This window comes from Rhizobium sp. SAFR-030 (assembly GCF_059415005.1).
Window position 1 is genome coordinate 422,163 of record NZ_JBPFDO010000005.1, and the last position, 25,710, is coordinate 447,872.

Consider the following 25,710-nt stretch of genomic DNA (forward strand, 5'->3'; position numbering starts at 1 on the left):
GCGGATCGAAAATCGCGGTTCGTACGTGCGAATAATTCGGTTCCGGTGAAGGCAATTGTGCGGTAACGCGTGCCGCCAGAGCGGTAGGCCGGGGGATTGTAATGAACACATCGTTGATTTTATTGGTCTTGGCGATCATTGCGGTCGTCTGTTATGTCGCCGGCACACGGCGCGCCCTGTCGATTGCCGATGGCGTATCCTCAAGGCTCCACTCACGCCCCGGCTATTACGGCAGCTTCGTCGCCGTCTGTGCCGCACTGCCGGCGCTGGTCGTCCTGGCCGTCTGGCTGATCGTCAGCCCCATCTACATCAACTCGACTGTCCGTGAAGGCTTTCCCGAAGAGGTGAAGGCGCAGTCCGAGGCGCAGCAGGGCCTGAGCTTCGGCATGGTCAGTTCGCTCGCCCGCGGCATGGATGTACTGACGTTCGAGGAAATCGATCGCGTCGGCGCCAATCCGGTCGAATTGCGGGCGATGCTCGGCACGAAGGGTGTCGCACTCGCCGGCGATCCCGAGCCCTACATGGTCGCGTCCGCCGGCGACCTCAACGCCATGAGCAAGATCAGCAGTCGCGTCATGACAGCGGTGGTGCTGCTCGTGGCGCTGGGTGGTGCGGCGTTCTCCTACACCCGCATTGCGCCCCGCTTCCGGGCCCGCAACCGCGTCGAAAACGTCATTCTGTCCGCGCTCATCTTCGCCTCGTCGATCGCCATCGTCACGACGATCGGTATCGTCATGTCGATGTTGACGGAAGCCGGCCACTTCTTCGGCCGCATCCCTGCGTGGGAATTCTTCTTCGGCACCGTCTGGGATCCGCGCTTCGCAGCCGCCGGCGCCACTGCCTCGGAAGGTCAGTTCGGCCTGATCCCGCTGCTTGCCGGCACGCTCTACATCGGCCTTGTGGCGATGCTCGTCGCCGTGCCTGTCGGCCTGTTCTCGGCGATCTACATGTCGGAATATGCGTCGCCGAAGGTTCGCGCTGTCGCCAAGCCGCTGCTCGAAGTCCTGGCCGGCATCCCGACCATCGTCTACGGCTTCTTCGCCCTGACCTCGGTCGGCCCGTTCCTGCGCGACCTCTCCTCGCAGCTGAACGGTCTGGCGACCGGCGATTATACAAACTTCATTCAGGCACAAAGCGTTCTCACCGCCGGCTTCGTCATGGGCATCATGCTGATCCCCTACGTCTCGTCGCTGTCGGACGACATCATCACCGCCGTGCCACGCGCCCTTCGCGACGGTTCGCTCGGGCTCGGCGCCACCAAGTCGGAGACGATCAAGAAGGTCGTCATGCCAGCAGCACTGCCGGGCGTCGTCGGCGCGCTCCTGATGACCGCCTCGCGCGCCATCGGTGAAACCATGATCGTCGTGCTGGCAGCCGGCGTTGCCGCCCGCATGCAGCTCAACCCGTTCGAGCCGATGACAACGGTGACGGTCAAGATCGTCAGCCAGTTGACGGGCGACCTTGAATTCACCTCGCCGCAGACGCTGGTCGCCTTCGCGCTTGGCATCACGCTGTTTGCCATCACGCTTTGCCTCAACATCTACGCGCTCTTCATCGTGCGCAAATACCGGGAGCAGTACGAATGACCGACGTGGTTTCCACCCCCGCCGGCGTCTTAGCCAAGCCTGCTCGCCGGGATATCGGCATCAAGCGCCGCTACGCCGCCGAACGCCGCTTCCGCGCCTATGGAATCGCCGCACTGTCTTTCGGTATCCTGTTCCTGATGCTGCTTCTGTGGTCGGTCGTCTCCAAGGGCTACACCGCCTTCCAGCAGACGATGATCACTGTGCCGGTCGAGTTCTCCGAGCAGATCATCGATAAGGACAACCAGCGCGCCACCGATCCGCAGAAGCTGATGACGGCGAACTATCCGATCGTCGCGCGCAACGCCGTGGCCAAGGCGCTTGGCGTCAGCGAGGGCGACACCGCCCAGCTTCGCGCCGTCAACCAGATGATCTCGAACAGCGTGCGTAACCAGCTGCGCGACATGGTCGTCGCCAATCCGCAGATCATCGGCACGACCCAGACCGTCTCGCTGCTCGCCGCCGGTGACATCGACTCGGCCTTCAAGGGCCAGATCAACCTGGAAGTGACCGAGCAGAACCGCAAGATCTCCGACCAGCAGGTCGGCTGGATGAACAAGCTCGCCGAAGCGGGTGCACTGGCAAAGCACTTCAACTCCGGCATCTTCTTCAACGGCGCGTCGAGCCGCCCGGAGGCGGCCGGCGTTGGCGTTGCGCTGATCGGCTCGTTCTACATGATGCTGATCGTCCTGGTGCTGGCGCTGCCGATCGGTGTTGCGGCCTCCATCTACCTGGAGGAGTTCGCGCCGAAGAACCGTCTGACGGACCTGATCGAAGTCAACATCAACAATCTGGCGGCCGTGCCGTCGATCGTCTACGGCCTGCTCGGTCTTGCCGTCTTCATCAATTTCATGGGCCTGCCGCGCTCGGCCTCGCTGGTCGGCGGCCTGGTGCTGACGCTGATGACGCTGCCGACGATCATCATCGCCACCCGCGCCGCATTGAAGGCCGTCCCGCCTTCGATCCGTGCGGCGGCCCTCGGCCTCGGCGCGTCGAAGATGCAGACGATCTTCCACCACGTGCTGCCGCTCGCCATGCCGGGCATCCTCACCGGCACGATCATTGGCCTGGCACACGCGCTCGGTGAAACCGCGCCGCTGCTGCTCATCGGCATGGTGGCCTTCGTTGCCAACTATCCGACCACGCCGATGGATCCGTCGACGGCGCTGCCGGTGCAGATCTACATGTGGGCCAACGAGGCGGAACGCGCTTTCGTGGAACGCACGTCCGGAGCAATCATCATCCTGCTCCTGTTCCTGATCGTAATGAATGTCGGCGCAATCCTGTTGCGTCGTCGCTTCGAACGGCGTTGGTAGAAGGAGACGGACAATGAACATGATGTCTGAAGCTGCAGTTGAGAAGGCGCTGGATCAGAAAATGAATGACGTTTCCTACAAGATGGTGGGCAAGGACGTATCGGTTTACTACGGCGAGAAGCGCGCGCTGTTCGATGTGAACCTGAACGTCCGCGAAAACACCGTGACCGCGCTGATCGGACCGTCGGGTTGCGGAAAGTCGACCTTCCTGCGATGCCTCAACCGCATGAACGACACCATTGAGCAGTGCCGCGTCACCGGCCGCATCGTGCTCGATGGCGAGGACGTCTACGACCCTTCGATCGACGTCGTTGAACTGCGCGCCCGCGTCGGCATGGTGTTCCAGAAGCCGAACCCGTTCCCCAAGTCGATCTACGAGAACGTCTCCTACGGTCCGCGCATTCATGGCCTCGCCAGGAACCGCGCCGACATGGACCAGATCGTTGAGGCAAGCCTGCAGCGCGCCGGCCTTTGGAACGAGGTAAAAGATCGCCTGCTGGAATCCGGCACCGGCCTGTCCGGCGGCCAGCAGCAGCGTCTGTGCATCGCCCGCGCCATCGCCGTGTCGCCGGAAGTCATCCTGATGGATGAGCCGTGCTCGGCGCTTGATCCGATCGCGACGGCCAAGGTCGAGGAGCTCATTCACGAGCTGCGCGCCAACTACACGATCGTCATCGTTACCCACTCAATGCAGCAGGCTGCCCGCGTTTCACAGCGCACCGCCATGTTCCACCTCGGCCAGCTCGTCGAGGAAGACGATACCGACAAGATGTTCACCAATCCGGATGACCAGCGCACGCAGGACTACATCATGGGCCGTTTCGGCTGATCAGACAGCGCCGCCTGCCACTGGTTCCATTCGTCCGAGGAGAGACACATGCCATCCCATATCATGTCGGCTTATGATGAAGAGCTGAAGTACCTCAATCGCCGCATCTCCGAGATGGGCGGCCTGGCCGAGCAGATGTGCTCGGACGCCGTGCGGGCGCTCGTCAATTCCGACAGTGCTCTCGCGCAGAAGGTCATCTCCGACGACGTTATTCTCGATCATGCCGAGCGCGAGATCCAGGAGAAGGTGATCGTCACCATCGCCAAGCGCCAGCCGATGGCGGCGGACCTGCGCGAGATCATCGGCACGCTGCGCATCGCCGCCGATCTCGAACGGGTCGGCGATCTCGGCAAGAACACCGCCAAGCGGGTGATCGCAGTGCAGGGCACCGGCGTACCGCGCAAGCTGGCCCGCGGCCTGGAGCATCTGTCCGACCTGGCGCTGGTGCAGCTGAAGGAAGTGCTGGACGTCTATTCGCACCGGTCTGCCCAGAAGGCCGAGGCGATACGCCAGCGCGATGAAGAGATCGACGCGATGTACACCTCGCTGTTCCGCGAGCTCCTCACCTACATGATGGAGGATCCGCGCAACATCACCACCTGCACGCATTTGTTGTTCTGCGCCAAGAACATCGAGCGCATCGGTGACCACGCGACAAACATTGCCGAGACCATCTACTACATGGCGACCGGCGCCCAGCCTGTCGGCGAGCGGGCCAAGGACGACAGCTCCAACATGCTCGGCGCTGTGGCCGAATAGCTGCGCGGACCTGTAGGAGTTCCTGATTATGCTGCCGAAGATTTCTGTCGTCGAGGACGAGGAGGCGCTCAGCGTTCTCCTTCGCTACAACCTGGAAGCTGAAGGTTACGAGGTGGAGACGATCCTGCGCGGCGACGAGGCGGAGATCCGTCTTCAGGAGCGCGTGCCGGATCTGCTTATCCTCGACTGGATGCTGCCGGGGGTGTCCGGCATCGAGCTCTGCCGACGGCTGCGCATGCGTCCGGAGACCGAGCGTCTGCCGATCCTCATGCTCACCGCCCGCGGCGAGGAAAGCGAACGTGTCCGCGGTCTGGCGACCGGTGCCGACGATTACGTCGTCAAGCCGTTCTCGACGCCGGAACTGATGGCGCGCGTCAAGGCGATGCTGCGCCGCGCGCGTCCTGAAGTCCTGTCCAGCGTGCTTCGCTGCGGCGATATCGAGCTCGACCGCGATACGCACCGCGTGCACCGCAAGGCCCGCGAAGTGCGTCTGGGGCCGACGGAGTTCAGGCTGCTGGAATTCCTGATGGCGTCGCCCGGCCGCGTTTTCTCGCGCTCTCAGCTTCTCGACGGCGTCTGGGGGCACGACATCTATGTCGATGAGCGCACTGTCGACGTGCATGTCGGTCGTCTTCGCAAGGCCCTGAACTTTTCCAACATGCAGGACGTGATCCGCACCGTGCGCGGCGCCGGCTATTCCATGGAAGCCTGACGCTTAGAGGCGATCCGCCTGTCCTGACGAAGCCCGGCCGACAGGTCGGGCTTTTTCGTGGGCCGCGGGCGAACGTCCGGTCCGGCCGGACGCAGGCCACAAAAAAACGGGCACAAGGCCCGTTTTCACCAGTGCATCGACTGTGCTCGTATCAGGCACGTGCGGCCGCGGACTTGCGGCGCTCGGTGACCGGCTGGTAGGCAAGCCGTGCGTGGTACTTGCAGTAAGGCGAGTTGTCGCAGGATTCAGCGCCGCAGAAGTGGAAGTCGTCCTTCAGCGGATCGCCGACCGGCCACTTGCAGGTGCGTTCGGTCAGCTCGGTGAGGACGAGGCGGCGCGCCATCGGGACCACGACATTGGTCGTCACCAGCTGGGTGGCGTTGATCGCCTCGATCTGGAAGTCTTCCTTGACCGCGGTTGCACCCATCGGACGGCCGATGGTGCGTGCCGGTACAACGTTCGGGCGAGCGGTGTAGGCCGGAGCGCGTGGCACCGGCGCAGTGCGCTTGGGCGTGCGGGCGGCAGCCGAAGTCCCGCCGGCCTTGATGCGGCCCGGCAGGTTGAGGCGATGCACCTTGCCGATCACCGCGTTGCGGCTGACGCCGCCAAGCTGGGCAGCGATCTGGCTGGCGCTGAGCCCTTCGGCCCATAACCGCTTCAATCTCTCGACGCGTTCGTCTGTCCAATTCATGCTGTCTCTCCGCCTTGAGCACACATCAGCAAGACAGAATCTCTCACCGTTACGACGAAACCAATTTCGTCGCGCATACTACATCTATACTTTTGGTGACTAGTTCCGCCGCATGCAGTCTAGTAATTGATCTTTAACCTAGAGGGCGGTGGACTCGCTGACAAGAGTCGTACGAATCGCTGCGAATCGATTTCCGGGTTTTCCCCAACTTGCTGCCAGACAGAGTCTTTTTTGCCACAGCGGCCGAAACCTGCGCCGTAACCGCCATGGCCCGGCAATGCGCCGGAATTGGAGCGATTTGTTGACAGCCGTCGGCGGAATGCGGATAGTGCAGCCGCCGCCCGCTGGGGCGGCATTTTTGATTTCGGCGGACGTTGCCGCCGCACAGATGATGATGCCCAAGGAGTGCTGTCGCCATGGCTGAAGCCGCGCTTTTCGACACGTTTGCACGGGCCCCTCTGCGCTTCGAGCGTGGTGAAGGGGTTTGGCTGGTGACGGAGACGGGCGAGCGCTATCTCGATTTCGGCGCAGGCGTCGCGGTCACCTCCTGCGGCCACGCCAATCCGCATCTTGTCGAGGCGCTGAAGGCGCAGGCCGACAAGGTCTGGCACCTTTCCAATCTCTACGAGATCCCCGAGCAGGAGCGGCTGGCACAGCGGCTGGTCGAGGCGACCTTCGCCGACAAGGTGTTCTTCACCAATTCCGGCGCGGAAGCCCTGGAATGCGCCATCAAGACCGCCCGCCGCTACCATTACTCCAAGGGTCATCCCGACAAGTTCCACATCATCACCTTCGAGGGCGCCTTCCACGGTCGGACCATTGCGACGATCGCTGCCGGCGGCCAGGAAAAGTATCTCGAAGGCTTTGGCCCGAAGGCGCCCGGTTTCGATCAGGTGCCGTTCGCCGATATCGAGGCCCTCAAGGCGGCAATCACCGAGAACACCGGCGCTCTGCTGATCGAGCCGATCCAGGGCGAGGGCGGTATCCGCACGGCATCCAAGGAATTCCTGCAGCAGCTGCGCAATCTCTGCGACGAGCACGGCATGCTGCTGATCTTCGACGAGGTTCAGACGGGCGTCGGCCGGACCGGCAAGTTCTTCGCCCATGAATGGTCCGGCGTTACGCCTGACATCATGGCTGTGGCCAAGGGCATCGGCGGCGGTTTTCCCTTCGGCGCGTGCCTCGCGACCGCCGAAGCTGCCTCCGGCATGAAGCCCGGCGTGCACGGAACCACCTATGGCGGAAATCCGCTGGCGATGGCTGTCGGCAATGCCGTGCTCGACATCGTGCTGGAAGACTCCTTCCTGCAGAATGTCCGCGACGTGGCGCTGGTGTTCCGCCAGGGGCTCGCGGGCATTCAGGACCGCTTCCCCGAGGTTATCGAGGAAATCCGCGGCGAAGGCCTGATGCTCGGCATCAAGGCGCGCGTGCCGGCCGCCGAACTGACGGTTGCCATGCGCGAGGAGCATCTGCTGGGCGTGCCGGCTGGCGACAACGTCATCCGCATCCTGCCGCCGCTGGTGGTGACCGCCGAAGAGGCCCGCGAGGGCTTGGCTCGTATCGAACGCGCCGCCGAAAAGCTGCAGAGCGAAAAGTTGAAGAAGTCGGCCTGACCCGGCCGGTCGTAGCGAGCGGGCCGCCGGATGGCGCCCCGGATGGAATGGACCATGGCATCACCCAAGCATTTTCTCGATCTCTCGGCCGTTTCCTCGGGCGAACTGCGCACCATTCTGGATGACGCGCTGACCCGCAAGAAGGCAACCAAGGCCGGTACAGCCGACAAGCCGCTTGCCGGCAAGATGCTGGCGATGATCTTCGAGAAGCCGTCCACCCGTACCCGTGTTTCCTTCGATGTCGGCATGCGCCAGCTGGGCGGCGAGACGCTGTTCCTGTCCGGTACCGAGATGCAGCTCGGTCGTGCCGAGACGATCGGCGATACCGCCAAGGTTCTGTCGCGCTACGTCGATGCGATCATGATCCGCACCACCGATCATCGCCGGCTGATGGAAATGGCCGAGCACGCGACCGTGCCGGTGATCAACGGCCTGACCGACGAGACGCATCCTTGCCAGATCATGGCGGATCTCTTGACCTTCGAGGAACATCGCGGTCCGGTCTCCGGCAAGACCTTCGCCTGGACCGGCGACGGGAACAATGTCCTGCATTCCTTCGTCGAAGGTGCCGCCCGCTTCGGCTACCAGATGAACATGGCCGTGCCGATGGGCTCCGAGCCGCTCGACAAGTACCTCAACTGGGCCCGCAACAATGGCGGCGAGGTCATGCTGTGCCATGATGCCGAACGTGCCGTCGAGGGTGTCGACATGGTGGTCACCGACACTTGGGTGTCGATGAACCAGGAGCACAAGGCGCGCGGCCACAACATATTCCAGCCCTTCCAGGTCAACGAGCAGCTGATGCGGCGCGCCCGGCCGGAGGCGCTGTTCATGCACTGCCTGCCGGCCCACCGCGGCGAGGAAGTCACCGACGGCGTCATTGACGGTCCGCAGTCGGTGGTCTTCGACGAGGCGGAAAACCGCATGCACGCGCAGAAGTCCATTCTCGCCTGGTGCTTCGGCGCGGTCTGAACGACTGCGTCCGCGCAGGCTCTGACCGAAAGCCTTGATTTGCCGGTGGCGCGCCCCCATCTGGCGGTTTTCCAACCCGCGCCGGCGATCAGTGTCGCGGCGGCGCTTCAATGACATCGTCGGCCCATCTCGCCCGGCCAAGCGGTTCCGCTCGGCTGTCTTTTGTGCGAAACGGATGGCTTCGGCGTGAAGGAGCAGATCATGGCAGAAGCCACAGTTGAACTGACCGATATCAATCTGGCCGGCGACGACCATGTGGTGCCCTTCCAGGTGGAGGGCATGGACGTCCGCGGCCGCGCCGTGCAGCTCGGTCCGCTGCTCAACACCATCCTCGGTCGGCATGACTATCCGGCCCCGGTTGCCCGCCTGCTTGCCGAGGCGATCGTGCTGACGGCGCTGATCGGCACCTCGCTCAAGTTCGACGGCCGCTTTACCGTGCAGACCAAAGGCGATGGTCCGGTCGATCTGCTGGTCGCCGACTTTTCGAGCCCGGAAAGCATGCGCGCCTATGCGCGCTTCGATCAGGAGGCGCTGGACGTGGCCATTTCGGAAGGCCGGACATCGCCGCCGGAGCTGCTCGGAGACGGTTACCTCGCCTTCACCATCGACCAGGGTCAGGGCATGCAGCCCTATCAGGGCATCGTGCCGCTGGACGGCTCGTCGCTCGAGGAAATCGCCGGAGTCTACTTCCGTCAGTCCGAGCAGATCCCGACCAAGGTTCGCCTCGGTGTCGCAGAACTGCTTGATCGAGACGAGGACGGCAAGCCGCGTCACAACTGGCGGGCAGGCGGCGTTCTCGCGCAGTTCCTGCCGCCGGCGCCGGAGCGCATGCGCCAGCCGGACCTGCATGGCGGCGACGGCGACGAGCGCGACGAGGAGCATGTCAATGACGACAGCTGGGCGGAGGCCCGGATGATGGTGGAGACGGTCGACACCGACGAGCTGACGGATCCGCAGGTCGCCATCGAGCGGCTGCTGTTCCGGCTCTTCCACGAGCGCGGCGTGCGCATCTACGAGCCGCAGGGGGTCCTCGACCGCTGCAGCTGCTCGCGCGACAAGATCAAGGGCGTGCTCGACGGCTTTACTGCGGAGGAGATCGAAGCGAGCCAGGAAGACGGCCAGATCGCCGTCACCTGCGAATTCTGCTCGACCACCTACCGCTACGATCCGTCGGAATTTACCGCCGCCTGATCATCTACGCAGGCAGCCGGCAGATATGCCGGGTGTCTGCCAGCATCTTGGCGGCTGTGGCAGCGCGGGGCGTCGACTGACGCTCAGTTGAGGACGCGCATCAGGCCGGGGCTGTCGAGGGAGAAGGCGGGGATGGCGACGATCAGGGTTTCCCCTTCGTCGGTTTCCATCTGGTAATGGCCGAACATCAGACCCGACGGCGTGTCGAGCGGGCAGCCGGACGAATACTCGTATGTATCGCCGGGTTTCAGCCGCGGCTGTTCGCCGACGACCCCTGGTCCCTCCACTTCGTCCACCAGACCGTTCTGATCGGTGATGTTCCAGTAGCGATGGACGAGCCGGACGGTCAGCTCCGAATGGTTGGCGATGACGATGCGATAGGCCCAGACATAGCGGCTCTCATCCGGGTCGGATTGCTCCTCCAGATAATAGGGTTCAACGGCGACCTCTATGTCCCTCGTCCGTGCGCGATACATGCAGACCTCAATCCTGTGGCTAGGGATATTGTACAGGAAGTGGCTGAGGTCAAGAAACGTGCCCGCGCCGGAGCGCGAGCCGCATGTATTTGCCTAGTTGATGCCGCTCGCGACGAGCGGCCGGCGTCCGTCAGCCGGCGACCTTGGCGATCGCCTGGGCCAAATCCTCGACCAGGTCGTCGCCGTCCTCGATGCCGCAGGAAAGCCTCAGCGTGCCGGGCGAAATGCCCAGCTCGGCGCGTGCCTCGTCGGTGAGGTTCTTGTGCGTCGTGGTTGCCGGATGGGTGATCAGGCTCTTGGCATCGCCGAGATTGTTGGAGATCTTGATGACTTCCAGCGCATCCTGGAGCGCAAAGGCTGCGTCCTTGCCACCCTTCAGCTCGAAGCAGACGAGCGTCGAGCCGCCTGACATCTGCCGAGCGATGATATCGGCCTGCGGATGATCCTTGCGACCCGGATAAATGACCTTGCCCACTTTGCTTTGATCGGCGAGGAAGTCGGCGATCTTCGCAGCGCTCTCCGTCTGCTGCCTGACGCGCAGCGGCAGCGTCTCCAGACCCTTCAGAAGCGTCCAGGCGTTGAACGGCGACATGGCCGGTCCCGTGTGGCGGAAATAGTCGTGCAGGTTCTCGTTGATCCATTCCTTGTCCGACAGGATCACGCCGCCGAGGCAGCGGCCCTGGCCGTCGATATGCTTGGTGGCGGAATAAACGACGACGTGCGCGCCGAGCTCCAGCGGCTTCTGGAAGAGTGGCGTGGCGAACACGTTGTCCACCACCAGCTTTGCCCCGACCTGGTCGGCGAGCTTCGCGACGCCGGCGATGTCGACCACTTCAAGCGTCGGGTTGGTCGGGCTTTCGAGGAAGAGCACCTTGGTGTTGGGGCGGATCGCCGCTTCCCAGTTGGCGAGATCCCGGCCGTCGACCAGCGTGCACTCGACGCCGTATTTCGGTGCCAGCGTTTCCACCACGTAGCGGCAGGAGCCGAACAGCGCGCGTGCGGCGACGATGTGGTCGCCGGCCTTCACCTGGCAGAGGATGGCGGCGGAAACGGCGGCCATGCCCGATGCCGTGGCGCGCGCATCCTCGGCACCTTCGAGTGCGATCATTCGCTTTTCGAACATGTCGTTGGTGGGGCTGCCGTAACGGGCGTAGATGAAGCCGTCGGTCTCGCCCTTGAAACGGGCTTCGGCAGCGGCTGAGTTTTCGTAGACGAACCCTTGCGTCAGGTAGATCGCTTCAGACGTTTCGCCGTATTGCGAGCGCAGCGTGCCTTCGTGGACGAGTTGGGTTGCGGGGCGCCAAGTCTTGCTCATGTGTCACCACTTCAAACAAAAAAACCGGTCGCATAGCAGACCGGTTTCGCACCCGGTCTTTTTAGCCACTTGTTTAACGTGGCTGCAAGCCGACCGGCCAAATCACCACGGGATAAGCTTGGATAGCCCCAAGCAATCCTTGCGTCAATTCCCCGCTTTTGCTTTTGTCCCCCGGAAGGATAAGGGCAATGATACGCACAGCGGGCATTCTGGCAGACCGCGCCATAGGCGCACTCTTCGACGGCGGCAGGCTGAAAAGCGAGGCGCCGCTCGATCACGACCAGATCCAGCCGGCCAGCCTCGACCTGCGGCTGGGCTCCAAGGCGCTGCGCGTGCGCGCCAGCTTCATGCCCGGCCGCGAGCATACGGTGGCCGACAAGCTGGCGCGGCTGACGCTGCACGAGATCGACCTGGAGCCGGGCGCGGTTCTCGAAACCGGCTGCGTCTACATCGTGCCGCTGATGGAAAGTCTCGATCTGCCCGACGACCTGTCGGCCTCCTGCAACCCGAAAAGTTCGACCGGTCGCCTCGATATCTTCACCCGGGTGATGGTCGACCACGCGCAGGAATTCGACAAGATCCCCGCCGGCTACAAGGGGCAGCTATACCTCGAGATCTCGCCGCGCACCTTTCCGGTCATCGTCCGGCGCGGCTCGCGCCTGTCGCAGATCCGCTTCCGCACCGGCCAGGCGCTGCTGAGCGAGGCGGATGTCGTTGCACTGCACGAGGCTGAAACCCTGGTGGCGAGCGAAAACCCCAACGTTTCGGGCGGCGGCATCGCACTGTCGATCGATCTGAAGGGCACCGGCCCCGACGGGCTGATCGGCTACCGCGGCAAGCATCATACCTCGGTGGTCGATGTCGATCGCAAGGCAGTGCTCGATGTCCTGGATTTCTGGGAGCCGCTCTACAGCCGCGGCCGCGACGACCTCATCCTCGATCCCGACGAATTCTACATCCTGGTGTCGCGAGAAGCTGTGCATGTGCCGCCGCTCTATGCCGCGGAAATGACGCCCTACGATCCGCTGGTCGGCGAGTTCCGCGTCCACTATGCCGGCTTCTTCGATCCGGGCTTCGGCCACGCGCCGTCCGGCGGGTCGGGCAGCCGTGCGGTTCTCGAGGTGCGCAGCCACGAGGTGCCGTTCATTCTCGAACACGGCCAGATCGTCGGCCGGCTTGTCTTCGAGCATATGCAGGAGCGCCCGCAGGCCCTCTACGGCTCCGGCCTCGGCTCAAACTACCAGGCGCAAGGGCTGAAACTCTCCAAGCATTTTCGCGGCTGAGGCAGCGCCAGGCGGCCCTTGCCGTGTACTGAAGACGGTTTGCAAGCAACGCACCGGTTCCCCTGGCTGCCGCCTTTTTGCTTGAAGCCGCTGCGCTGTTGATGCTAATCCTGCGCACCGCAGGCGGGTGTAGCTCAATGGTAGAGCAGCAGCTTCCCAAGCTGAATACGAGGGTTCGATTCCCTTCACCCGCTCCATTCTCCCCAGTGTCTTCTTCTGCGATCAACGATCCGGTCCAAGCGGCCGGCTTCCGGTCTTATCCGCTTGGCGGATCGGCCGGTGCGGCGTCTTCTTCCAGAAGAACGGGTTGGTGCGCAGCTCGTTGACGGCGCGCCAGGCGGCATAGGAATTCATCAGCCAGTGGAGCGGAACGGCCACCCACCGCCAGCCGACCTTGCGCCGCTCCGTCTCGATCATCGATCCAACGCCGAGCGCCAGGAACGTCGCATAGCTGCCGAAGACGTTGGCGGTGTCGACCAGCATCAGGAAGAGCGTCGCTGCCGGGATTTCCACCACCGTGTTGGAGATCAGGACGAAGATGCCATAGCCGAGGAAGGCGAGGATCAGCGGGTGCAGCAGTGCCGAGATCAGCATGCCGCCGATCAGCAGGTGGAAGACGAGCGTTGCCGCAAGCCCCATCTGGCGGGTGGTACCGAGCGGATCTCGAGTCATCACCAGCCACGTCTGCAGCCAGCCCTTGAACCAGCGCGTCCGCTGGCCGGTCCATACCGGCAGTGAGGTTGGCGCATCCTCCAGCGTCTGGCAGCGCAGCGTCTCCGAGCGGTAGCCCATGCGGTAGAGCCGGAGACCGAGATCGGCATCCTCCGTGACGTTGAACGGATCCCAGCCGCCGACCTTGCGCAGCACGTCGGTCCTGAAATGGTTGGAGGTTCCACCGAGCGGCATCGGCATGCGGTATCGCGACAGCATCGGCAGCAGGCCGCGAAACAGCGCCGCATACTCGACCGCGAACATCGTGCTGACGCCGTTTTCCGCGAGGTTGGCGATGATCAGCGGCGCCTGCAGGCAAGCAACTTCGGGCGGACGCGAGCGGAAACGGCTGCAGGCCTCGAGCAACTGCTGTGGATGCGGACGGTCTTCCGCGTCGTAGACGGCGAGATAACTGCCGCGGGCACCCGCCAGCGCATAGGTCAGCGCCTTGGGCTTGGTCCGCGGATGACACGGCGGCACCTCGACGATCTCGAAATGTGCCGGCAGGCCGAGCCCTTTGAGCGCCTCTATGGTCTCCCGGTCGTCGGCCTCGCAGACGAGCTTGACGTCGAGCAGCGACGATGGCCAGTCGAGCCGCCGCAGACTTGTTACCAGCTGCTGGGCCATGCCCGCTTCCCGGTAGAGCGCCACCATGACGGTGTAGCAGGGCAAGGGACCTTCCGGCATCAGCAGCGGCAGGTTGCGCCTCTGCCGCTGCTGGAGGACGGCCGCGATTCTCAGCATCAGGCCGGCGAGATAGAGGAACGACAGCGTGGCATGCGCCAGCGGCAGCAGCAGGCCGGGCGATGACAGGCAGAGGCCGACAATAGCGGTGACGAGACAGCCGGCCGCCAGCCCCTGCCGACCGGTGGCGACGACCCGTGCCGAATAATGCGGCTCGCGGTCGAACAGGTCGGTCACTGCATGTCGCACGCGCCGCGCCGCGCCCGCTGCCCAGACGGCCCGCCGCATCGCCGATGGCGTGGTGATGGCGAGCCCGCGGCCGAGCTCCGGCAGGCGGATCAGCAGCGCCGAGAATTCCGCAAGCCGGCCGGCTTCGGGAACGATGGCCACCTGCGGCGGCTTGTGCCGGTGGTTGATGCGGATCTGCTTGGGCTGCAGCAGCTGCGCGTCGATTCCTTCCAGGTCCTGCACCGTCGCCGGATCGATCACCTCGATCAGCGGCAGCCGGAAGGCGCGAGCGACGGCGCCGTAATAGGCTGCCTCCTCCACTTCGCCGCAGTGCAGGAGCTCGGCTTCCAGCGTCGTGCCGTTGAGGCTGGCAAGCCTCGTCAGGCGCGCCACCAGCGGCTTGGAGAAACCGAGCGCCGCCAGAACGGCGGCTTCCTCGGCATGTGCGCTACCCGGCTCGGCACCTGAAGGCTGCACGGTACCGTCGCCGGATTGCTCCGGTCCGACGTCGGCCGCCATCCCACCCCGTACGGCAGCTGTCGGCGGATATTCCCCTACATCCGTCAAACTGGTACACCATGTCGAGCTGGCGCCCCACGGCCTGCTCCACACCGGATCATATACATACACGCAATGGTTTCATCCCTCAAAATGTACGGGTCTTGTCGACACTTCCTTGCAGTTGTGGCGGTTCTGCTGCCGATCAGCGTCGCCGGCGCTTCCGCAGCCGAGATTACCGAGGCGAGCAGTGGCGCTCAGGGTGGCGCCGAGATGCCGATCCTGGCGGATCCGAACGAGCGCCTGGCAAAGCCGGATCTTTCGACGCTCGTGCGTTTCCGTGTGCTGACGACGGTCGATTTTCCGCCATTTAGCTTTGTCGATCAAAGCGGTCGGCTGTCCGGCTTCCATGTCGACCTGATGCGGGAAATCTGCGACGAGCTGGCGATCGGCCCCAAGTGCCAGATCCAGGCCATGCCCTTCGATACGCTGCAGTCGGCGCTGGCCGATGGCGATGGCGAGGCGGTCGCAGCCGGTATCGCGGTGACGCCGGCGCTGCGCGAAAGGTTCGCCTTTTCGAGGCCATACATCACCATTCCTGGCCGCTTTGCCCGCAACCTGAAGGTGGATGCCAAGGGAAATGCGGCGACAGCGCTCGCCGGCCGGCCGGTTGGCGTGGTGGCCGGAACGGCACATGATGCCATGCTGCAGGCGTTCTTCCCCAGCCTCCGTCGGGTCGGCTTCGACAATCAGGACGCCCTGCTGCAGGCGTTGAAGGCGAACGAGGTGGATGCCGTCTTTTCCGACGGCCTGAGGCTGCCCTTCTGGACGGCGAGCGCTGCGTCGGAAGCCTGTTGCGCGCTGTTCGACGGGCCTTACCTGTCGGAGCGCTTTCTCGGCGAGGGGCTGACGATCATGCTGCGCCCGAATGCGCCGCAACTGGTCGCGGCAGTCGATCACGCACTGGCGCAGCTGGCGCAGAAGGGCCGCCTGCAGGAGATCTACCTGCGCTATTTCCCCAACGGCTTCTACTGAGACCCCGGCAGGTGCGGCCTACTGGCTCGCCCAGATGATCCGCGCCATCCACTCTACCTCGGTCCGGTCAAAGACACGGTTCGGGTGGTCGGGATTGAGCGAGGTCAGCTCAATGCTGCGGGCACTCTGGCGCAGCAGGACCTTGGCCATCACCTCGCCATCGCGGGTCTTCACCACCACCCTGTCGCCGCGGCGGATCTGCGCCCCCGGTTCGACGATCAGCCGGTCGCCGTCGCGGTAGAGCGGCAGCATCGATTCACCCTGGACTTCCAGCGCGTAGACACCGGCCTTGCGGGATGCCGCAATCGGAAAATCCACCACGTCCCAGCCCTGGCCGGCCGGAAAGCCGCCATCGTCGAAAAAGCCGCCGGCGCCGGCCTGGGCAAAGCCGAGCAGCGGGATGGCGCTCGACTGTGGCGGGAAGATGCCGTCGGGCAGGCCGGTCGTCGTATCGTCCCGCTTAGTGCGGGCATCGCCATTGGCGCGAACCGCCTGCGGCAAGTAGCCGACGAACTGGTCCATCGTCGCGCCCGTCGCCTCCAGCACCTTGGCGATCGATTCCGTCGATGGCCAGCGCAGCCGCCCGTCGGGGCCGAGGCGTTTGGATTTGTTGAACGACGTGGGATCGAGACCGGCGCGGCGGGCGAGACCGGACGCGGTCAGCTGGTGGCGTTCCGCCAGCGTATCGATCGCCTTCCAGATCGTCTCGTGCGACAACATCAGGATACTTGCTCCGGCGTCCCGCCGCCGCCCATCGAAGGGCAACGCTTGTCGGGGCGATCCTCTTTCCAACGTCGTGCGCCCCCTCGAAAGCAGGCAGGCGGAAGGCCTTCAAAGGCTTCAGAAGTGGCATCCGATTGTAGCGGATTGTGGTGTAGCTGTACTGAAACACACAGCTGGAGTAAAGAAAAAAAGGAATAAAATCCTCTTGGCCGTGATCAGGCGACCATGGCCATATTGACCTTGCCCAATTTGATGACCGCCTGCGTGCGGCTGTCGACGTCCAGCTTCAGCAGGATGGCCGAAACATGCGCCTTGATGGTCGCCTCCGAAACGCCGAGCTCATAGGCGATCTGCTTGTTCAGCAGGCCTTCCGCCAGCATCGACAGGACGCGACTCTGCTGCGGCGTCAGCGTTCTCAGCCGTCCCATCAGCTCCAGAACCACCGGATCCTCCTGGCCTTCCCGTTCGACACACGCGGGCACCCAGAGGCCACCCTCCAGCACCGTCTCGATGGCGCTGCGGATCTCGTTGAGGCCGGAGGACTTGGAGATGAAGCCGGACGCACCAAGATCGAGCGCCCGGCGCACGGTGGACGTATCGTCGCTCGCCGAGACGATGACGATCGGCAGGTTTGCGAATTCGGCGCGCAGCGACATCAGGCCGGAAAAGCCGCTGACGCCGGGCATCGCCAGATCGAGCAGGATCAGATCGGCCTCCGAGCAGGCGCCGGCTGCCCGGCGGGCATCCTCGAATGTGCCTGCCTCGATGATCTCCGTCCGCGTCGAGATGTCGTTGACCGCCTGGCGCAATGCGCCGCGGAACAGCGGATGATCGTCGGCAATGATGATCGTGATCGCTTGCATGTCCACACCCCCTCCCAAGAGCATAGTCCGCGTCTTACCCGCCGTTAGTCTTAATCCTCGCGACTGTTCGAGACAAGCGTAAGTTTAGCGGCTGCAACCGCGCGTCACGTACGGTCGGGTAACGGGCGGCCTTCTTCTCGAAATTCTTCAATGAGGCCCATGAAGCGACGCATGAAACGCTCCATGATCGAAAGCGACTGTTCGATCTCGGCTTCGCTTGGCGGACCGGCAGGCCGGCCTACGGAAGCATCCGCCTTCTTCTCCAGCGCCTCGACCCGCCTGGCGAGCATGTCGAGCTCCTGCTCGAAGGCCATCCGCTCGTCGGCTGCCATCCGGCAGGTCAGGCCGCCGGCTTCCTCGCGGCAGAAGCTCACCGCGCCCGTCTGCTGGTCCAGCCGTACGAAGCCCGTCTCCGTCTTCTCCAGACGATAGCGGTTGTCGGCCGTTGGCGCGGGTGGCGTCTGCGCCATTGCGGGGATCGCTGAAAGGATCAGAGCGGCAATCATTGCCAAGCCTGCATGCGTCATGACCATACCTCCTGTTCGACCGGCGAACTGCGCTCGTCCGCCGGCTCCGGCATGGACAACCGGACCACTTTGCGGCAAAGCCTCCTCATCTCCACGAGACCGGAACCTGAGGATGAGCGGAACTATATACAAGATCGTGCCGGAAGAACTGTGGCAACAGGCCCGAAACGCCGGTGTTTTTCTCGGCGCAGCGGTGGATCTCGCCGATGGCTTCCTGCATTTCTCCACGGCATCCCAGCTGCGCGAGACTGCCGCCCGTCATTTTGGCGGCCAGGCCGACCTGCTGCTGGTCGCGATCGATGCCGACCGGCTTGGCGAGGCCCTGGTTTTCGAACCGTCGCGGGGCGGCGATCTCTTCCCGCATCTTTATGGACCGCTGAACCTTGATGCAGTGATCTGGGAAAATCCCCTGCCGCTCGGCGCCGGAGGCGTCCACCAATTTCCGGAGACACTCTGATGCCCGTGTTCGATATCGCCCGCCGCGCGCTGTTCATGCTTGAGCCGGAAACTGCGCATGGGGCCTCGATTGCCGCCTTGAAATCGGGTCTGGTACCTGCCTGTCGGATGGATAATGACCCGCGGTTGGCTGTCACGGTTGCCGGTCTGCGCTTTCCCAATCCGCTGGGGCTGGCCGCCGGTTACGACAAGAATGCCGAGGTGCCCCAGGCGATCCTGAGGCTGGGCTTCGGTTTTACCGAAGTCGGCACCCTGACGCCGAAGCCGCAGGCCGGCAATCCGCGCCCGCGCATCTTCCGGCTTGTCGAGGATGAGGCCGTCATCAACCGGCTCGGCTTCAACAATGAGGGGCATGAGGCGGCGCTACGGCGTCTGAGCGCGCCGCGGGGCGAGGGTATCGTCGGCGTCAACATCGGCGCCAACAAGGACACTGTCGACCGCATCGGCGACTATGTCGCCGGAATCCGCCGTTTTGCCGGGCTCGCGAGCTACTTCACCGTCAACATCTCCTCGCCCAACACGCCGGGCCTGCGCGACCTGCAGGCCCGCGACAGCCTGGCCGCACTGCTGTCTGCCACGCTTGGCGCGCGCGACGAAGAAGCTCTGCGTCACGGCCGCGGCGTGCCGGTCTTCCTGAAGATCGCTCCGGACCTGACTGAGGAAGGCATGGACGACATCGCCGCCGAGATCCTCTCGCATCGCCTGGACGGACTGATCGTCTCCAACACCACGCTGGCGCGCGACGGGCTCACCGACCGGCAGCAGGCAAACGAAGCGGGCGGCCTCTCCGGCAAGCCGCTCTTCCGCCGCTCGACGGCCGTTCTCGCACGCATGCGCAAGCGCATCGGCACCGCCCTGCCGATCATCGGTGTCGGCGGCATCTCATCGGCGGAAACGGCACTGGAAAAAATCCGAGCCGGCGCCGATCTGGTGCAGCTGTATTCCTCGATGGTCTATGGCGGGCCGGGCCTGCCGGGCGAGATCGTCAAAGGCCTGGCGCGCAGCCTCGATCGGCTGGGCGTCGCGTCGATCAGCGACTTGCGCGGCATCGAGACCGAGCGTTGGGCCGCCGAAGCGCTTTGAACTCCGGCTGCTGGGCGTCTAGCGGAAACGAGGTGCGGATCGCCATCCCGGATCACGAGAAGTTGCGTCGCTCTTATCTCATTTTGCCATAGTCCTCACCATATGTTACATCAGGTAACATTCGATGAGGTTGCTCTCATGCTGAAAGAACATCTGAGCCTGCCCGGTCTGACGATCGGTGGCCTTCTGGCCGGCGCCCTGGCGCTGCGTCTGGCGATCTGGGCAGTCGCGCCGGGGATCTAGTCGGCAGCGCTGGCAAAGCTGTCGCGTCTCTTGCGCGGCAGGTTGCACACCAGAAACAAGCCCCGCATCAGCAGAAACAGGTTGAGGCTGGCCCATAGACCGTGATTGCCGAAAGATGGCACCAGGAGAGCGAGCGCGACGCAGTAGCAGGCAAGCGATGCCAGCATCATGTTGCGCATCTCGCGCGACCAGGTCGCGCCGATGAAGATCCCGTCCATATGGAAGGCGAGCGCGCCGGTGACCCCGGTCGCAGCCGCCCAGGACAGATAGATCCCAGCCATCCGTCGGACGTCTTCGGACGTGCTCAGGAGCGCAATCAGCGGCGTGCCGATGGCGAGGAACAGGCCGGCGAGCACGAGGCCGAGCGCGATCGACCAGCCGCCGGTCAGCCACAGTGCCCGCCGAAAGCTCGGCAGGTGCGATGCGCCGACGGCGCGGCCGGACAGTTGCTCCGCGGCGCCGGCAAGCCCATCGAGAAAGAACGACACTAGCAGGAAGATGTTCATCAGCACGGCATTGGCGGCAAGCGTCACCGCGCCGGCACTGGATCCAAGCCGCGTCATCAGGGCAAAGGCGGTGTTGAGCACCAGCGAGCGGATGAGGATGTCGCCGTTCAGCCGGAACAGTCGTGAGAGTTGCTGCCGGTCGAAGAGCGCCGCGCGGCCCGGTCGCGTGACGCCGCGCAGCCGGCGGAAGATGATCGTCAGTCCGGCGAGCATCGCCACCACCTCGGCGATCGCGGTGCCGATGGCGACGCCGGGGATGCCCCAGCCCAGCCAGAGGCCGAAGAGGAGGGTGCACAGGATGTTGGTGCCGTTCAGCAGGATCTGCAGCTTCAGCCCGAGCATGCCTTCGCCCCGCCCAAGCACGAAGCCGAGGATGACGAAGTTGGCGAAGGTCGCCGGACTGGTGAGGACGCGGATGGCAAAATAGCTGCGGGTTGCCGCGATCACAGCGGGGTCCTCGCTCATCAGGCCCGGCGCGTAGCGCCAGATCACCGGTGCCAGAAGCAGCATCAGCGCCCCGAGTCCAACCGCACCCAGCAGCGCCCTGAGCAGCACCGCCTGCTGTTCGAAGCGATCCCGACGGCCGAACGCCTGCGCCACGAGGCCGGTGGTCGACGTCCTCAGAAAACTGAGGCTGCCATAGAGAAGGTCGAAAAGGATGGCGCCGATCGCCAGCCCCGCCAGCGCCGCCGGATCGCCGAGCTGTCCGACGACCGCGGTGTCGGTGAGCCCCAGCAACGGCGTCGTCAGATAGCCGAGCGTCATCGGCACGGCGATCGACAGCACCAGCCGATGCGTTACCTCGAACGCGTACGGATTGTCGCCCTTGGCCTCTTGCATGCACGTCTCCCCGGAACTCGCCCGAGGGGTGTCGTCATGTCGAACCGGCTCAGGCCGACAGGACCATTGCCCAATAGGAGCGGCCTGTCGAGGGCGAGCGCGCCACCGCGACGCCAACCGACCGGTAGTCACCAAGCATGTTTTCCAGGTGCTTGCGGGAATCGATCCAGGCCTGAACGGCGGCGCCGACACCCGCCTGGCCGCTGGCGATGTTTTCCGCCGCCGGCAGCGGCACGCTGCTGCGCTTCATGCGATCGCCAAAACTGTCGCCGAGGCCGATCAGGTGCTTCATCTCGCCGGCCTTGGCCATCCGGACCGCCTGTTCGGCAGCCGCGCGTCCGGTCGGTCCGCTCGAAGACAGCGCCGAAAGGCCTTGTCTTGCGCGCAGCGCGTTGACCAGCGGCAGGGCGCCACGGGTCTCGTCGGTCGCCCCGGCAAGCGAGACGGGTGCACGCATCGTCGAACATCCGGCAAGCGCCAGCAGGGCGCCACCGGACAGGAGGAGGAAGCCGCGCCGGGCTTCGATACGGGAGCTTGGTGTCATCAGCGTCGATAGTTCACAATGCGCAGGAGGATGAAGGCGGGGATGACGATCGTCGCGCCGAGCAACAGGTAATCTCCGACGGCACCCAGAGCGTTGAAGCCCCGGTGCCAGAGATCCTGGGCAAAATCGCGGATGCCGTAGAAGATGTCGAAGGGGCGCACGTCGAACATCGCCATCACGAAGCCGACGATCAGCGACACGACGATCAGCTTGACGATCGTGCGTGCCGGGCTGTCGCCCAGGAATCTGCTCATGTCGGCCATGCGTGCCCCTTGTTCGTTTGCCTTGCGCGCCTGAGATAGGTCCTGGGCGACAGTCCCGCAAGCAAACGTGCCGCTTGCTCCGATAGAACTTGAGTTTTTTTGTGGCTTCGGCCAGAAGCGCGCATCGCTGGAACCAGACTTCAATGATCACCACCCAGTTCTCCTCCGGGGACGCCATCGCCGACCGCCGCGCCGATTATGCGCGCATGCTGTCTGAGGCCGGCGATTATGCGGCTGCCGTAGAACTCTTCGAGCAGGCGCTGGAGCTGGTGCCCGGATGGACGGCCGGCTGGGTCATGCTCGGCGAGGCGCGTAACAAGGCCGGGCAGGCGGAGGGCGCCATCGAAGCCTTCGAGACGGTGGCGCGGCTGGATACGACCGGCCTGTTCGGTGCGCCGTTGAAGCTTGCATTGCTTGGTGCCGCGCCGACCCCGGCGCATCCGCCGTCGGCCTATGTCGAAGGTCTGTTCGACGACTATGCCGATCGCTTCGAGACTGCCCTCGTTGAAAAGCTCAACTACACCGTGCCGCAGAAGCTGTTTGCGCTGGTGCAGCCGCTGGCGCCTTTCCGCGTGACGGTCGATCTCGGCTGCGGCACCGGTCTTTTCGGTGCCGAGGTGGCGTCCGCCACCGCGCGCCTGGAAGGATTCGACCTTTCCACGAACATGCTTGCCAAGGCCGAAGAGAAGCGGATCTACCATCACCTGGCGCAGGCCGACCTGTCGGAGCCGGCAGACGCATCAGGCCTGTTCGGCGAGGATCTGCCGCGCGGCCGCGCGGATCTCGTCTCGGCGGCTGACGTCCTGATGTATCTCGGGAGCCTGGATGCGCCCTTCGCGCTCGCCCGCGACCTGCTGTCGCCGGGCGGCCTGTTCGCCTTCTCCGTCGAGGATGCCGGCGAGGTCGAGACCGGTTTCCGCCTGCAGGGTTCGCTGCGTTACGCGCATTCGGAGCGGTATGTGCGCGAGCGTCTGGCGACGTTCGGCTTCGAGACGCTGGAAACGCGGCGGACGGACATTCGCATGGATGCCGGAAAGCCGGTGTTCGGCATTCTGTTTCTTGCCCGCCTTACGGGCTGAATCGACGCTTTCTTGCCTTTTGCCCGACACCCCTGACCGGCTCTTGAAAGCCGGTCCTCACGCAGTGCACAATCGCGTGAAAACAGGGGAAGACAGTCCGTGCCGCAGAAGAAGACGCTCGGTCTATACAGTACCGATCCATCCCAGCACACGCTGCTGGAGGACAGCCAGGGCCTGCTCACCGGCGCACTGGTTTCGGCTCTCGGCTTCTACCTGCTGAACCGCGTCGGCCTCCTGACCGGCGGCACGGCGGGCGTTGCCTTCCTCGTCCACTACGCCTTCAACATCTCGTTCGGCCTGCTGTTCTTCCTCGTCAACCTGCCCTTCTACTACCTGTCGTTCAAGCGGCTCGGCATCGCCTTCTCGGCCAAGACCTTCATCGCCATCGGGCTTGTCTCTGTCATCACCGAGATGGAATCGCGGTTTCTCATCATCGACTACCTGCACCCGTTCTGGGGCGCGCTGATGGGAGGGTTGCTGCTCGGCTACGGGCTTCTGGCGCTCTACCGGCACCGGGCGAGCCTCGGCGGCGTCGGCATCCTCGCCATCTACATCCAGGAGCGTTTCGGCATCCAGGCGGGGCTGATCCAGCTCGCCTTCGACGCCTGCGTCATGGCCTGCGCCTTCTTCGTGCTCGATCCGGTCATCGTCCTCTGGTCGATCGTCGGCGCCGTCATTCTCAACCTGTTCCTCGCCATCAACCACCGCTCTGATCGCTACATCGTCGTGCGGTGATTTCGCCGCCAAAGCTTCATTCACCGATGAAGGTCAAGTTTTCTGCGAGGTGATCGACGATCGCCCGGACTTTCGCTGATGGCTTCGGACCTGCCGGGAAGATAGCATGGACTTCAGCTGGGTCGAGCCGGTAGGGTTTGAGCAACTGGGTAAGCTCGCCAGTGCGCAGTTCCTCTGCTGCCATGACGCGTGTCGCCAGCGCTATGCCCAGTCCCGCGACTGTAGCGGCCATAATTCCCGGCGCTGAGTTGATCCAGAGCTTCGCGGAAACGTCCACGGAGGTAACGGCCTGATTGTGCGTGAAGCGCCAGCTCTCGCGACCAAACAGGCCATGCTGAACGATACAGGCATGACCGGCGAGTTCAGCGGGATTGGCGGGCGTGCCATGGGCTGAGATATAGGCCGGCGCCGCGACCACCAGTCGCTCTACCAGCGCCAGTCTGCGAGAGCCGAAGGTGGAGTCATCCAGCGGCCCCATGCCCAGCCGAATGGCGACATCAACGCCGTCCGCGATTAGGTTTTGACGCGCGTCGCTCATGATAATCTCGACCCGAAGATCCGGATGTCGGGTGAGGAACGTCGCCAATGCCGGAATGACCGCCCGCGAACCATAGAGCACAGGCATCGCGAGGCGGATCACGCCATGCAGCGAGTCCACTCCCCGAGCCGACTGCTCGGCCTCCTCCATCTCCGCGAGCAGGGTTCTCGCTCGATCCAGATACAGGGTGCCGGCTTCCGTCAGCGAAATGCTGCGGGTGGTGCGCAGCAGCAGTGTGATGCCGAGCCGCGCCTCCAGCGTCCCGACTATGCGCGATACCGAGGGCTGCGAGAGATTCATTTCGCGCGCCGCACGCGAAAGGCTGCCGCTCTCCGCCACGCGGACGAACACGGCCATTTCCTGCCAACGATCACTCATTCGATATCCGGATAATTGATGTTTGAATTGAAGGTATACCCTGCCCCTTACGGATAGCCTAATTCTCGACTCAAGGCAGCTCGACTGCCGATCGGATCCAGTTTCTTCAAGGAGCACGTCCCAATGTCGATCAAGATCTACGGCGACCCCGGTTCGGGGAGCCTGCGCCGTGTGACGTCCGCAGCAGCGATCATGGGCATTGCTATCGAGCGCGTGAACATCGATCTGTTCAAAGGTGAGAGCCATACGCCCGACTTCCTGGCGCTGAACCCCCACGGGCTGTCGCCCGTGATGGTCGACGGCGATGTCGTTCTCTACGAGGCGTCAGCGATCAATCTCTATCTCGCGGAGAAGGCAGGCGGTGATCTGCTGGGAGCCTCGACGCGCGAGCGGTACGAGGTGCTTCAATGGATGTTCTGGTCGGGCGAGCAGTGGCGGGTGTTTTCGACGCTCACGTTCGACGAGCGGATTGCAAAGCGCTTTATGGGCCAGCCCGAGGATGAGAGCATTGTGCAGTTGGCGTTCGCCAAGATTCGGGCGGCCGGTGCCGTGCTCGACGCACACCTGGCCAATCGGCAGTTCGTCGTCGCTGATCGACTGACATTGGCCGATATCGACATCGCGGCTCCCTTCTCGCAATGGGAGCGAACGAAAGTGCCATTCGGGGAATCTCCCAATCTAATGGCATGGCATCAGCGACTGCTGGACACGGTGCCTGCGTGGGCTGATACCAAGCGGGAGGTCGATACGCGAATCGATGGCGCGTTTACGGCTGCTGGCATCGAACTATAGGGTACGCGGCGGCCCCATGGCTGGTCGCCGCGTTTTCATGCTAGCCAACGGATGGACGCGTTCACGGGACTGCCTGCGAGACTGTTACGACTGGCTTAGGGTCGCAAGCGGTCGTAGGGGCCGCTGGGGCTCTACCGCAGAGCCAAGGATCAATGAGCCTGGTCTTGGCTGGCGGGATGCAGATCGGACACACCCCACTCCACATTTCGCTTCTCCCCGGCTTCTCTTTCCTGTCCAAGCCCTT

Annotated in this window: 26 protein-coding genes, 1 tRNA gene and 1 riboswitch; of the genes, 16 read left to right on the forward strand and 11 right to left on the reverse strand. The window is 64.0% G+C overall.

All coding sequences use genetic code 11. The features are described 5' to 3' along the window. Window positions 1-101: 101 nt before the first annotated feature. From pstC to phoB, 5 genes are read left to right on the forward strand one after another with little or no spacing between them, the layout of a single operon-like run. A complete protein-coding gene (pstC, locus tag ACR65N_RS17835; protein ID WP_440458088.1) occupies window positions 102-1,586 on the forward strand; it encodes a phosphate ABC transporter permease subunit PstC in 1,485 nt (494 codons plus the stop codon). Then, a complete protein-coding gene (pstA, locus tag ACR65N_RS17840; protein WP_430306049.1) occupies window positions 1,583-2,899 on the forward strand; it encodes a phosphate ABC transporter permease PstA in 1,317 nt (438 codons plus the stop codon). The genes pstC and pstA overlap by 4 nt, the downstream gene beginning before the upstream one ends. Window positions 2,900-2,912: 13 nt before the next feature. Further along, entirely contained in the window at window positions 2,913-3,728 is an 816-nt protein-coding gene (gene pstB / locus ACR65N_RS17845; RefSeq protein ID WP_430306048.1) for a phosphate ABC transporter ATP-binding protein PstB, read from the forward strand. A 48-nt stretch (window positions 3,729-3,776) separates the two neighbouring features. Beyond that, a complete protein-coding gene (phoU, locus tag ACR65N_RS17850; RefSeq protein ID WP_430306046.1) occupies window positions 3,777-4,487 on the forward strand; it encodes a phosphate signaling complex protein PhoU in 711 nt (236 codons plus the stop codon). 28 nt (window positions 4,488-4,515) lie between these two features. Further along, window positions 4,516-5,199, forward strand: coding sequence for a phosphate regulon transcriptional regulator PhoB (phoB, locus tag ACR65N_RS17855; protein WP_430306045.1), 684 nt, complete (start codon window positions 4,516-4,518; stop codon window positions 5,197-5,199). Between the two features lie 151 nt (window positions 5,200-5,350). On the opposite strand, the gene ACR65N_RS17860 is transcribed toward phoB, so the two are convergent. After that, window positions 5,351-5,890 (reverse strand): GcrA family cell cycle regulator, encoded by a 540-nt coding sequence (locus ACR65N_RS17860; protein ID WP_440458089.1) that lies wholly within the window; start codon window positions 5,888-5,890, stop codon window positions 5,351-5,353. Between the two features lie 416 nt (window positions 5,891-6,306). On the opposite strand from ACR65N_RS17860, the gene ACR65N_RS17865 reads away from it, so the two are divergent. The 3 genes from ACR65N_RS17865 to ACR65N_RS17875 all read left to right on the forward strand — a co-directional run bounded on the left by ACR65N_RS17865 (window position 6,307) and on the right by ACR65N_RS17875 (window position 9,666). Continuing rightward, window positions 6,307-7,503: an aspartate aminotransferase family protein gene (locus ACR65N_RS17865; RefSeq protein WP_440458090.1), complete on the forward strand. Its 1,197-nt coding sequence runs from the start codon at window positions 6,307-6,309 to the stop codon at window positions 7,501-7,503. A 54-nt stretch (window positions 7,504-7,557) separates the two neighbouring features. After that, on the forward strand, window positions 7,558-8,475 hold the full coding sequence (gene argF, locus ACR65N_RS17870) for an ornithine carbamoyltransferase (RefSeq protein ID WP_430306042.1): 918 nt from the start codon (window positions 7,558-7,560) through the stop codon (window positions 8,473-8,475). 201 nt (window positions 8,476-8,676) lie between these two features. Further along, entirely contained in the window at window positions 8,677-9,666 is a 990-nt protein-coding gene (locus ACR65N_RS17875) for an Hsp33 family molecular chaperone (RefSeq protein ID WP_440458091.1), read from the forward strand. Window positions 9,667-9,749: 83 nt separating this feature from the next. On the opposite strand, the gene apaG is transcribed toward ACR65N_RS17875, so the two are convergent. Together apaG and ACR65N_RS17885 are read right to left on the reverse strand one after the other, a co-directional pair. Then, complete coding sequence (apaG, locus tag ACR65N_RS17880; protein ID WP_430306039.1) at window positions 9,750-10,142, reverse strand: Co2+/Mg2+ efflux facilitator ApaG/CorD; 393 nt, start codon at window positions 10,140-10,142, stop codon at window positions 9,750-9,752. A 130-nt stretch (window positions 10,143-10,272) separates the two neighbouring features. Further along, complete coding sequence (locus ACR65N_RS17885) at window positions 10,273-11,457, reverse strand: O-succinylhomoserine sulfhydrylase (RefSeq protein WP_440458092.1); 1,185 nt, start codon at window positions 11,455-11,457, stop codon at window positions 10,273-10,275. Window positions 11,458-11,497: 40 nt separating this feature from the next. After that, window positions 11,498-11,576: riboswitch (SAM riboswitch) on the reverse strand. Window positions 11,577-11,645: 69 nt separating this feature from the next. Here ACR65N_RS17885 and ACR65N_RS17890 point away from each other — a divergent pair. Continuing rightward, window positions 11,646-12,740, forward strand: a complete 1,095-nt coding sequence (locus tag ACR65N_RS17890; protein WP_440458093.1) for a 2'-deoxycytidine 5'-triphosphate deaminase — start codon at window positions 11,646-11,648, stop codon at window positions 12,738-12,740. A 123-nt stretch (window positions 12,741-12,863) separates the two neighbouring features. Next, window positions 12,864-12,937, forward strand: a tRNA-Gly gene (locus tag ACR65N_RS17895). A gap of 25 nt (window positions 12,938-12,962) precedes the next feature. On the opposite strand, the gene ACR65N_RS17900 is transcribed toward ACR65N_RS17895, so the two are convergent. Then, on the reverse strand, window positions 12,963-14,882 hold the full coding sequence (locus ACR65N_RS17900; protein WP_440458094.1) for a glycosyltransferase family 2 protein: 1,920 nt from the start codon (window positions 14,880-14,882) through the stop codon (window positions 12,963-12,965). Between the two features lie 132 nt (window positions 14,883-15,014). On the opposite strand from ACR65N_RS17900, the gene ACR65N_RS17905 reads away from it, so the two are divergent. Beyond that, window positions 15,015-15,896, forward strand: a complete 882-nt coding sequence (locus tag ACR65N_RS17905; protein WP_440458095.1) for a transporter substrate-binding domain-containing protein — start codon at window positions 15,015-15,017, stop codon at window positions 15,894-15,896. Between the two features lie 18 nt (window positions 15,897-15,914). Here ACR65N_RS17905 and ACR65N_RS17910 read toward each other — a convergent pair whose 3' ends face one another. From ACR65N_RS17910 to ACR65N_RS17920, 3 genes are all read right to left on the reverse strand, one after another. Continuing rightward, window positions 15,915-16,616 (reverse strand): S24 family peptidase, encoded by a 702-nt coding sequence (locus tag ACR65N_RS17910; protein ID WP_430306033.1) that lies wholly within the window; start codon window positions 16,614-16,616, stop codon window positions 15,915-15,917. Between the two features lie 218 nt (window positions 16,617-16,834). Then, window positions 16,835-17,482, reverse strand: a complete 648-nt coding sequence (locus ACR65N_RS17915) for a response regulator transcription factor (protein ID WP_440458096.1) — start codon at window positions 17,480-17,482, stop codon at window positions 16,835-16,837. A gap of 104 nt (window positions 17,483-17,586) precedes the next feature. Then, complete coding sequence (locus ACR65N_RS17920) at window positions 17,587-18,009, reverse strand: hypothetical protein (protein ID WP_440458097.1); 423 nt, start codon at window positions 18,007-18,009, stop codon at window positions 17,587-17,589. Between the two features lie 112 nt (window positions 18,010-18,121). On the opposite strand from ACR65N_RS17920, the gene ACR65N_RS17925 reads away from it, so the two are divergent. Together ACR65N_RS17925 and ACR65N_RS17930 are read left to right on the forward strand one after the other, a co-directional pair. Then, entirely contained in the window at window positions 18,122-18,466 is a 345-nt protein-coding gene (locus tag ACR65N_RS17925; protein ID WP_440458098.1) for a DUF952 domain-containing protein, read from the forward strand. Continuing rightward, complete coding sequence (locus ACR65N_RS17930) at window positions 18,466-19,548, forward strand: quinone-dependent dihydroorotate dehydrogenase (RefSeq protein ID WP_440458099.1); 1,083 nt, start codon at window positions 18,466-18,468, stop codon at window positions 19,546-19,548. Before ACR65N_RS17925 ends, ACR65N_RS17930 begins: the two co-directional genes overlap by 1 nt. A gap of 239 nt (window positions 19,549-19,787) precedes the next feature. Here the strand turns inward: ACR65N_RS17930 and ACR65N_RS17935 are convergent, their stop codons facing one another. The 3 genes from ACR65N_RS17935 to ACR65N_RS17945 are packed head-to-tail and all read right to left on the reverse strand — an operon-like array spanning window position 19,788 to window position 21,935. Next, window positions 19,788-21,137 carry an MATE family efflux transporter gene (locus tag ACR65N_RS17935; RefSeq protein WP_440458100.1) on the reverse strand — a complete coding sequence of 450 codons (1,350 nt, stop codon included), beginning with the start codon at window positions 21,135-21,137 and terminating at the stop codon, window positions 19,788-19,790. Window positions 21,138-21,186: 49 nt separating this feature from the next. Further along, window positions 21,187-21,681 carry a CAP domain-containing protein gene (locus ACR65N_RS17940; RefSeq protein WP_440458101.1) on the reverse strand — a complete coding sequence of 165 codons (495 nt, stop codon included), beginning with the start codon at window positions 21,679-21,681 and terminating at the stop codon, window positions 21,187-21,189. Beyond that, window positions 21,681-21,935 carry a DUF6460 domain-containing protein gene (locus ACR65N_RS17945; RefSeq protein ID WP_430306026.1) on the reverse strand — a complete coding sequence of 85 codons (255 nt, stop codon included), beginning with the start codon at window positions 21,933-21,935 and terminating at the stop codon, window positions 21,681-21,683. The genes ACR65N_RS17940 and ACR65N_RS17945 overlap by 1 nt, the downstream gene beginning before the upstream one ends. Before the next feature lie 152 nt (window positions 21,936-22,087). On the opposite strand from ACR65N_RS17945, the gene ACR65N_RS17950 reads away from it, so the two are divergent. After that, window positions 22,088-23,023 (forward strand): class I SAM-dependent DNA methyltransferase, encoded by a 936-nt coding sequence (locus ACR65N_RS17950; RefSeq protein WP_440458102.1) that lies wholly within the window; start codon window positions 22,088-22,090, stop codon window positions 23,021-23,023. Window positions 23,024-23,122: 99 nt separating this feature from the next. After that, a complete protein-coding gene (locus ACR65N_RS17955) occupies window positions 23,123-23,758 on the forward strand; it encodes a YitT family protein (protein ID WP_440458103.1) in 636 nt (211 codons plus the stop codon). Window positions 23,759-23,774: 16 nt separating this feature from the next. On the opposite strand, the gene ACR65N_RS17960 is transcribed toward ACR65N_RS17955, so the two are convergent. Beyond that, on the reverse strand, window positions 23,775-24,674 hold the full coding sequence (locus ACR65N_RS17960; RefSeq protein ID WP_440458104.1) for a LysR family transcriptional regulator: 900 nt from the start codon (window positions 24,672-24,674) through the stop codon (window positions 23,775-23,777). Between the two features lie 123 nt (window positions 24,675-24,797). Here ACR65N_RS17960 and ACR65N_RS17965 point away from each other — a divergent pair, with 123 nt between their 5' ends. Next, window positions 24,798-25,466 (forward strand): glutathione S-transferase family protein, encoded by a 669-nt coding sequence (locus tag ACR65N_RS17965; RefSeq protein WP_440458105.1) that lies wholly within the window; start codon window positions 24,798-24,800, stop codon window positions 25,464-25,466. The last annotated feature ends 244 nt before the right edge of the window (window positions 25,467-25,710 follow it).

Excerpts from the sequence above, each read along its gene's own strand:
- pstC (WP_440458088.1), top strand. The coding sequence starts at position 102 with ATGAACACATCGTTGATTTTATTGGTCTTGGCGATCATTGCGGTCGTC.
- pstA (WP_430306049.1), top strand. The coding sequence starts at position 1,583 with ATGACCGACGTGGTTTCCACCCCCGCCGGCGTCTTAGCCAAGCCTGCT.
- pstB (WP_430306048.1), top strand. The coding sequence starts at position 2,913 with ATGAACATGATGTCTGAAGCTGCAGTTGAGAAGGCGCTGGATCAGAAA.
- phoU (WP_430306046.1), top strand. The coding sequence starts at position 3,777 with ATGCCATCCCATATCATGTCGGCTTATGATGAAGAGCTGAAGTACCTC.
- phoB (WP_430306045.1), top strand. The coding sequence starts at position 4,516 with ATGCTGCCGAAGATTTCTGTCGTCGAGGACGAGGAGGCGCTCAGCGTT.
- ACR65N_RS17860 (WP_440458089.1), bottom strand. The coding sequence starts at position 5,890 with ATGAATTGGACAGACGAACGCGTCGAGAGATTGAAGCGGTTATGGGCC.
- ACR65N_RS17865 (WP_440458090.1), top strand. The coding sequence starts at position 6,307 with ATGGCTGAAGCCGCGCTTTTCGACACGTTTGCACGGGCCCCTCTGCGC.
- argF (WP_430306042.1), top strand. The coding sequence starts at position 7,558 with ATGGCATCACCCAAGCATTTTCTCGATCTCTCGGCCGTTTCCTCGGGC.
- ACR65N_RS17875 (WP_440458091.1), top strand. The coding sequence starts at position 8,677 with ATGGCAGAAGCCACAGTTGAACTGACCGATATCAATCTGGCCGGCGAC.
- apaG (WP_430306039.1), bottom strand. The coding sequence starts at position 10,142 with ATGTATCGCGCACGGACGAGGGACATAGAGGTCGCCGTTGAACCCTAT.
- ACR65N_RS17885 (WP_440458092.1), bottom strand. The coding sequence starts at position 11,457 with ATGAGCAAGACTTGGCGCCCCGCAACCCAACTCGTCCACGAAGGCACG.
- ACR65N_RS17890 (WP_440458093.1), top strand. The coding sequence starts at position 11,646 with ATGATACGCACAGCGGGCATTCTGGCAGACCGCGCCATAGGCGCACTC.
- ACR65N_RS17900 (WP_440458094.1), bottom strand. The coding sequence starts at position 14,882 with ATGGCGGCCGACGTCGGACCGGAGCAATCCGGCGACGGTACCGTGCAG.
- ACR65N_RS17905 (WP_440458095.1), top strand. The coding sequence starts at position 15,015 with ATGTACGGGTCTTGTCGACACTTCCTTGCAGTTGTGGCGGTTCTGCTG.
- ACR65N_RS17910 (WP_430306033.1), bottom strand. The coding sequence starts at position 16,616 with ATGTTGTCGCACGAGACGATCTGGAAGGCGATCGATACGCTGGCGGAA.
- ACR65N_RS17915 (WP_440458096.1), bottom strand. The coding sequence starts at position 17,482 with ATGCAAGCGATCACGATCATCATTGCCGACGATCATCCGCTGTTCCGC.
- ACR65N_RS17920 (WP_440458097.1), bottom strand. The coding sequence starts at position 18,009 with ATGACGCATGCAGGCTTGGCAATGATTGCCGCTCTGATCCTTTCAGCG.
- ACR65N_RS17925 (WP_440458098.1), top strand. The coding sequence starts at position 18,122 with ATGAGCGGAACTATATACAAGATCGTGCCGGAAGAACTGTGGCAACAG.
- ACR65N_RS17930 (WP_440458099.1), top strand. The coding sequence starts at position 18,466 with ATGCCCGTGTTCGATATCGCCCGCCGCGCGCTGTTCATGCTTGAGCCG.
- ACR65N_RS17935 (WP_440458100.1), bottom strand. The coding sequence starts at position 21,137 with ATGCAAGAGGCCAAGGGCGACAATCCGTACGCGTTCGAGGTAACGCAT.
- ACR65N_RS17940 (WP_440458101.1), bottom strand. The coding sequence starts at position 21,681 with ATGACACCAAGCTCCCGTATCGAAGCCCGGCGCGGCTTCCTCCTCCTG.
- ACR65N_RS17945 (WP_430306026.1), bottom strand. The coding sequence starts at position 21,935 with ATGAGCAGATTCCTGGGCGACAGCCCGGCACGCACGATCGTCAAGCTG.
- ACR65N_RS17950 (WP_440458102.1), top strand. The coding sequence starts at position 22,088 with ATGATCACCACCCAGTTCTCCTCCGGGGACGCCATCGCCGACCGCCGC.
- ACR65N_RS17960 (WP_440458104.1), bottom strand. The coding sequence starts at position 24,674 with ATGAGTGATCGTTGGCAGGAAATGGCCGTGTTCGTCCGCGTGGCGGAG.
- ACR65N_RS17965 (WP_440458105.1), top strand. The coding sequence starts at position 24,798 with ATGTCGATCAAGATCTACGGCGACCCCGGTTCGGGGAGCCTGCGCCGT.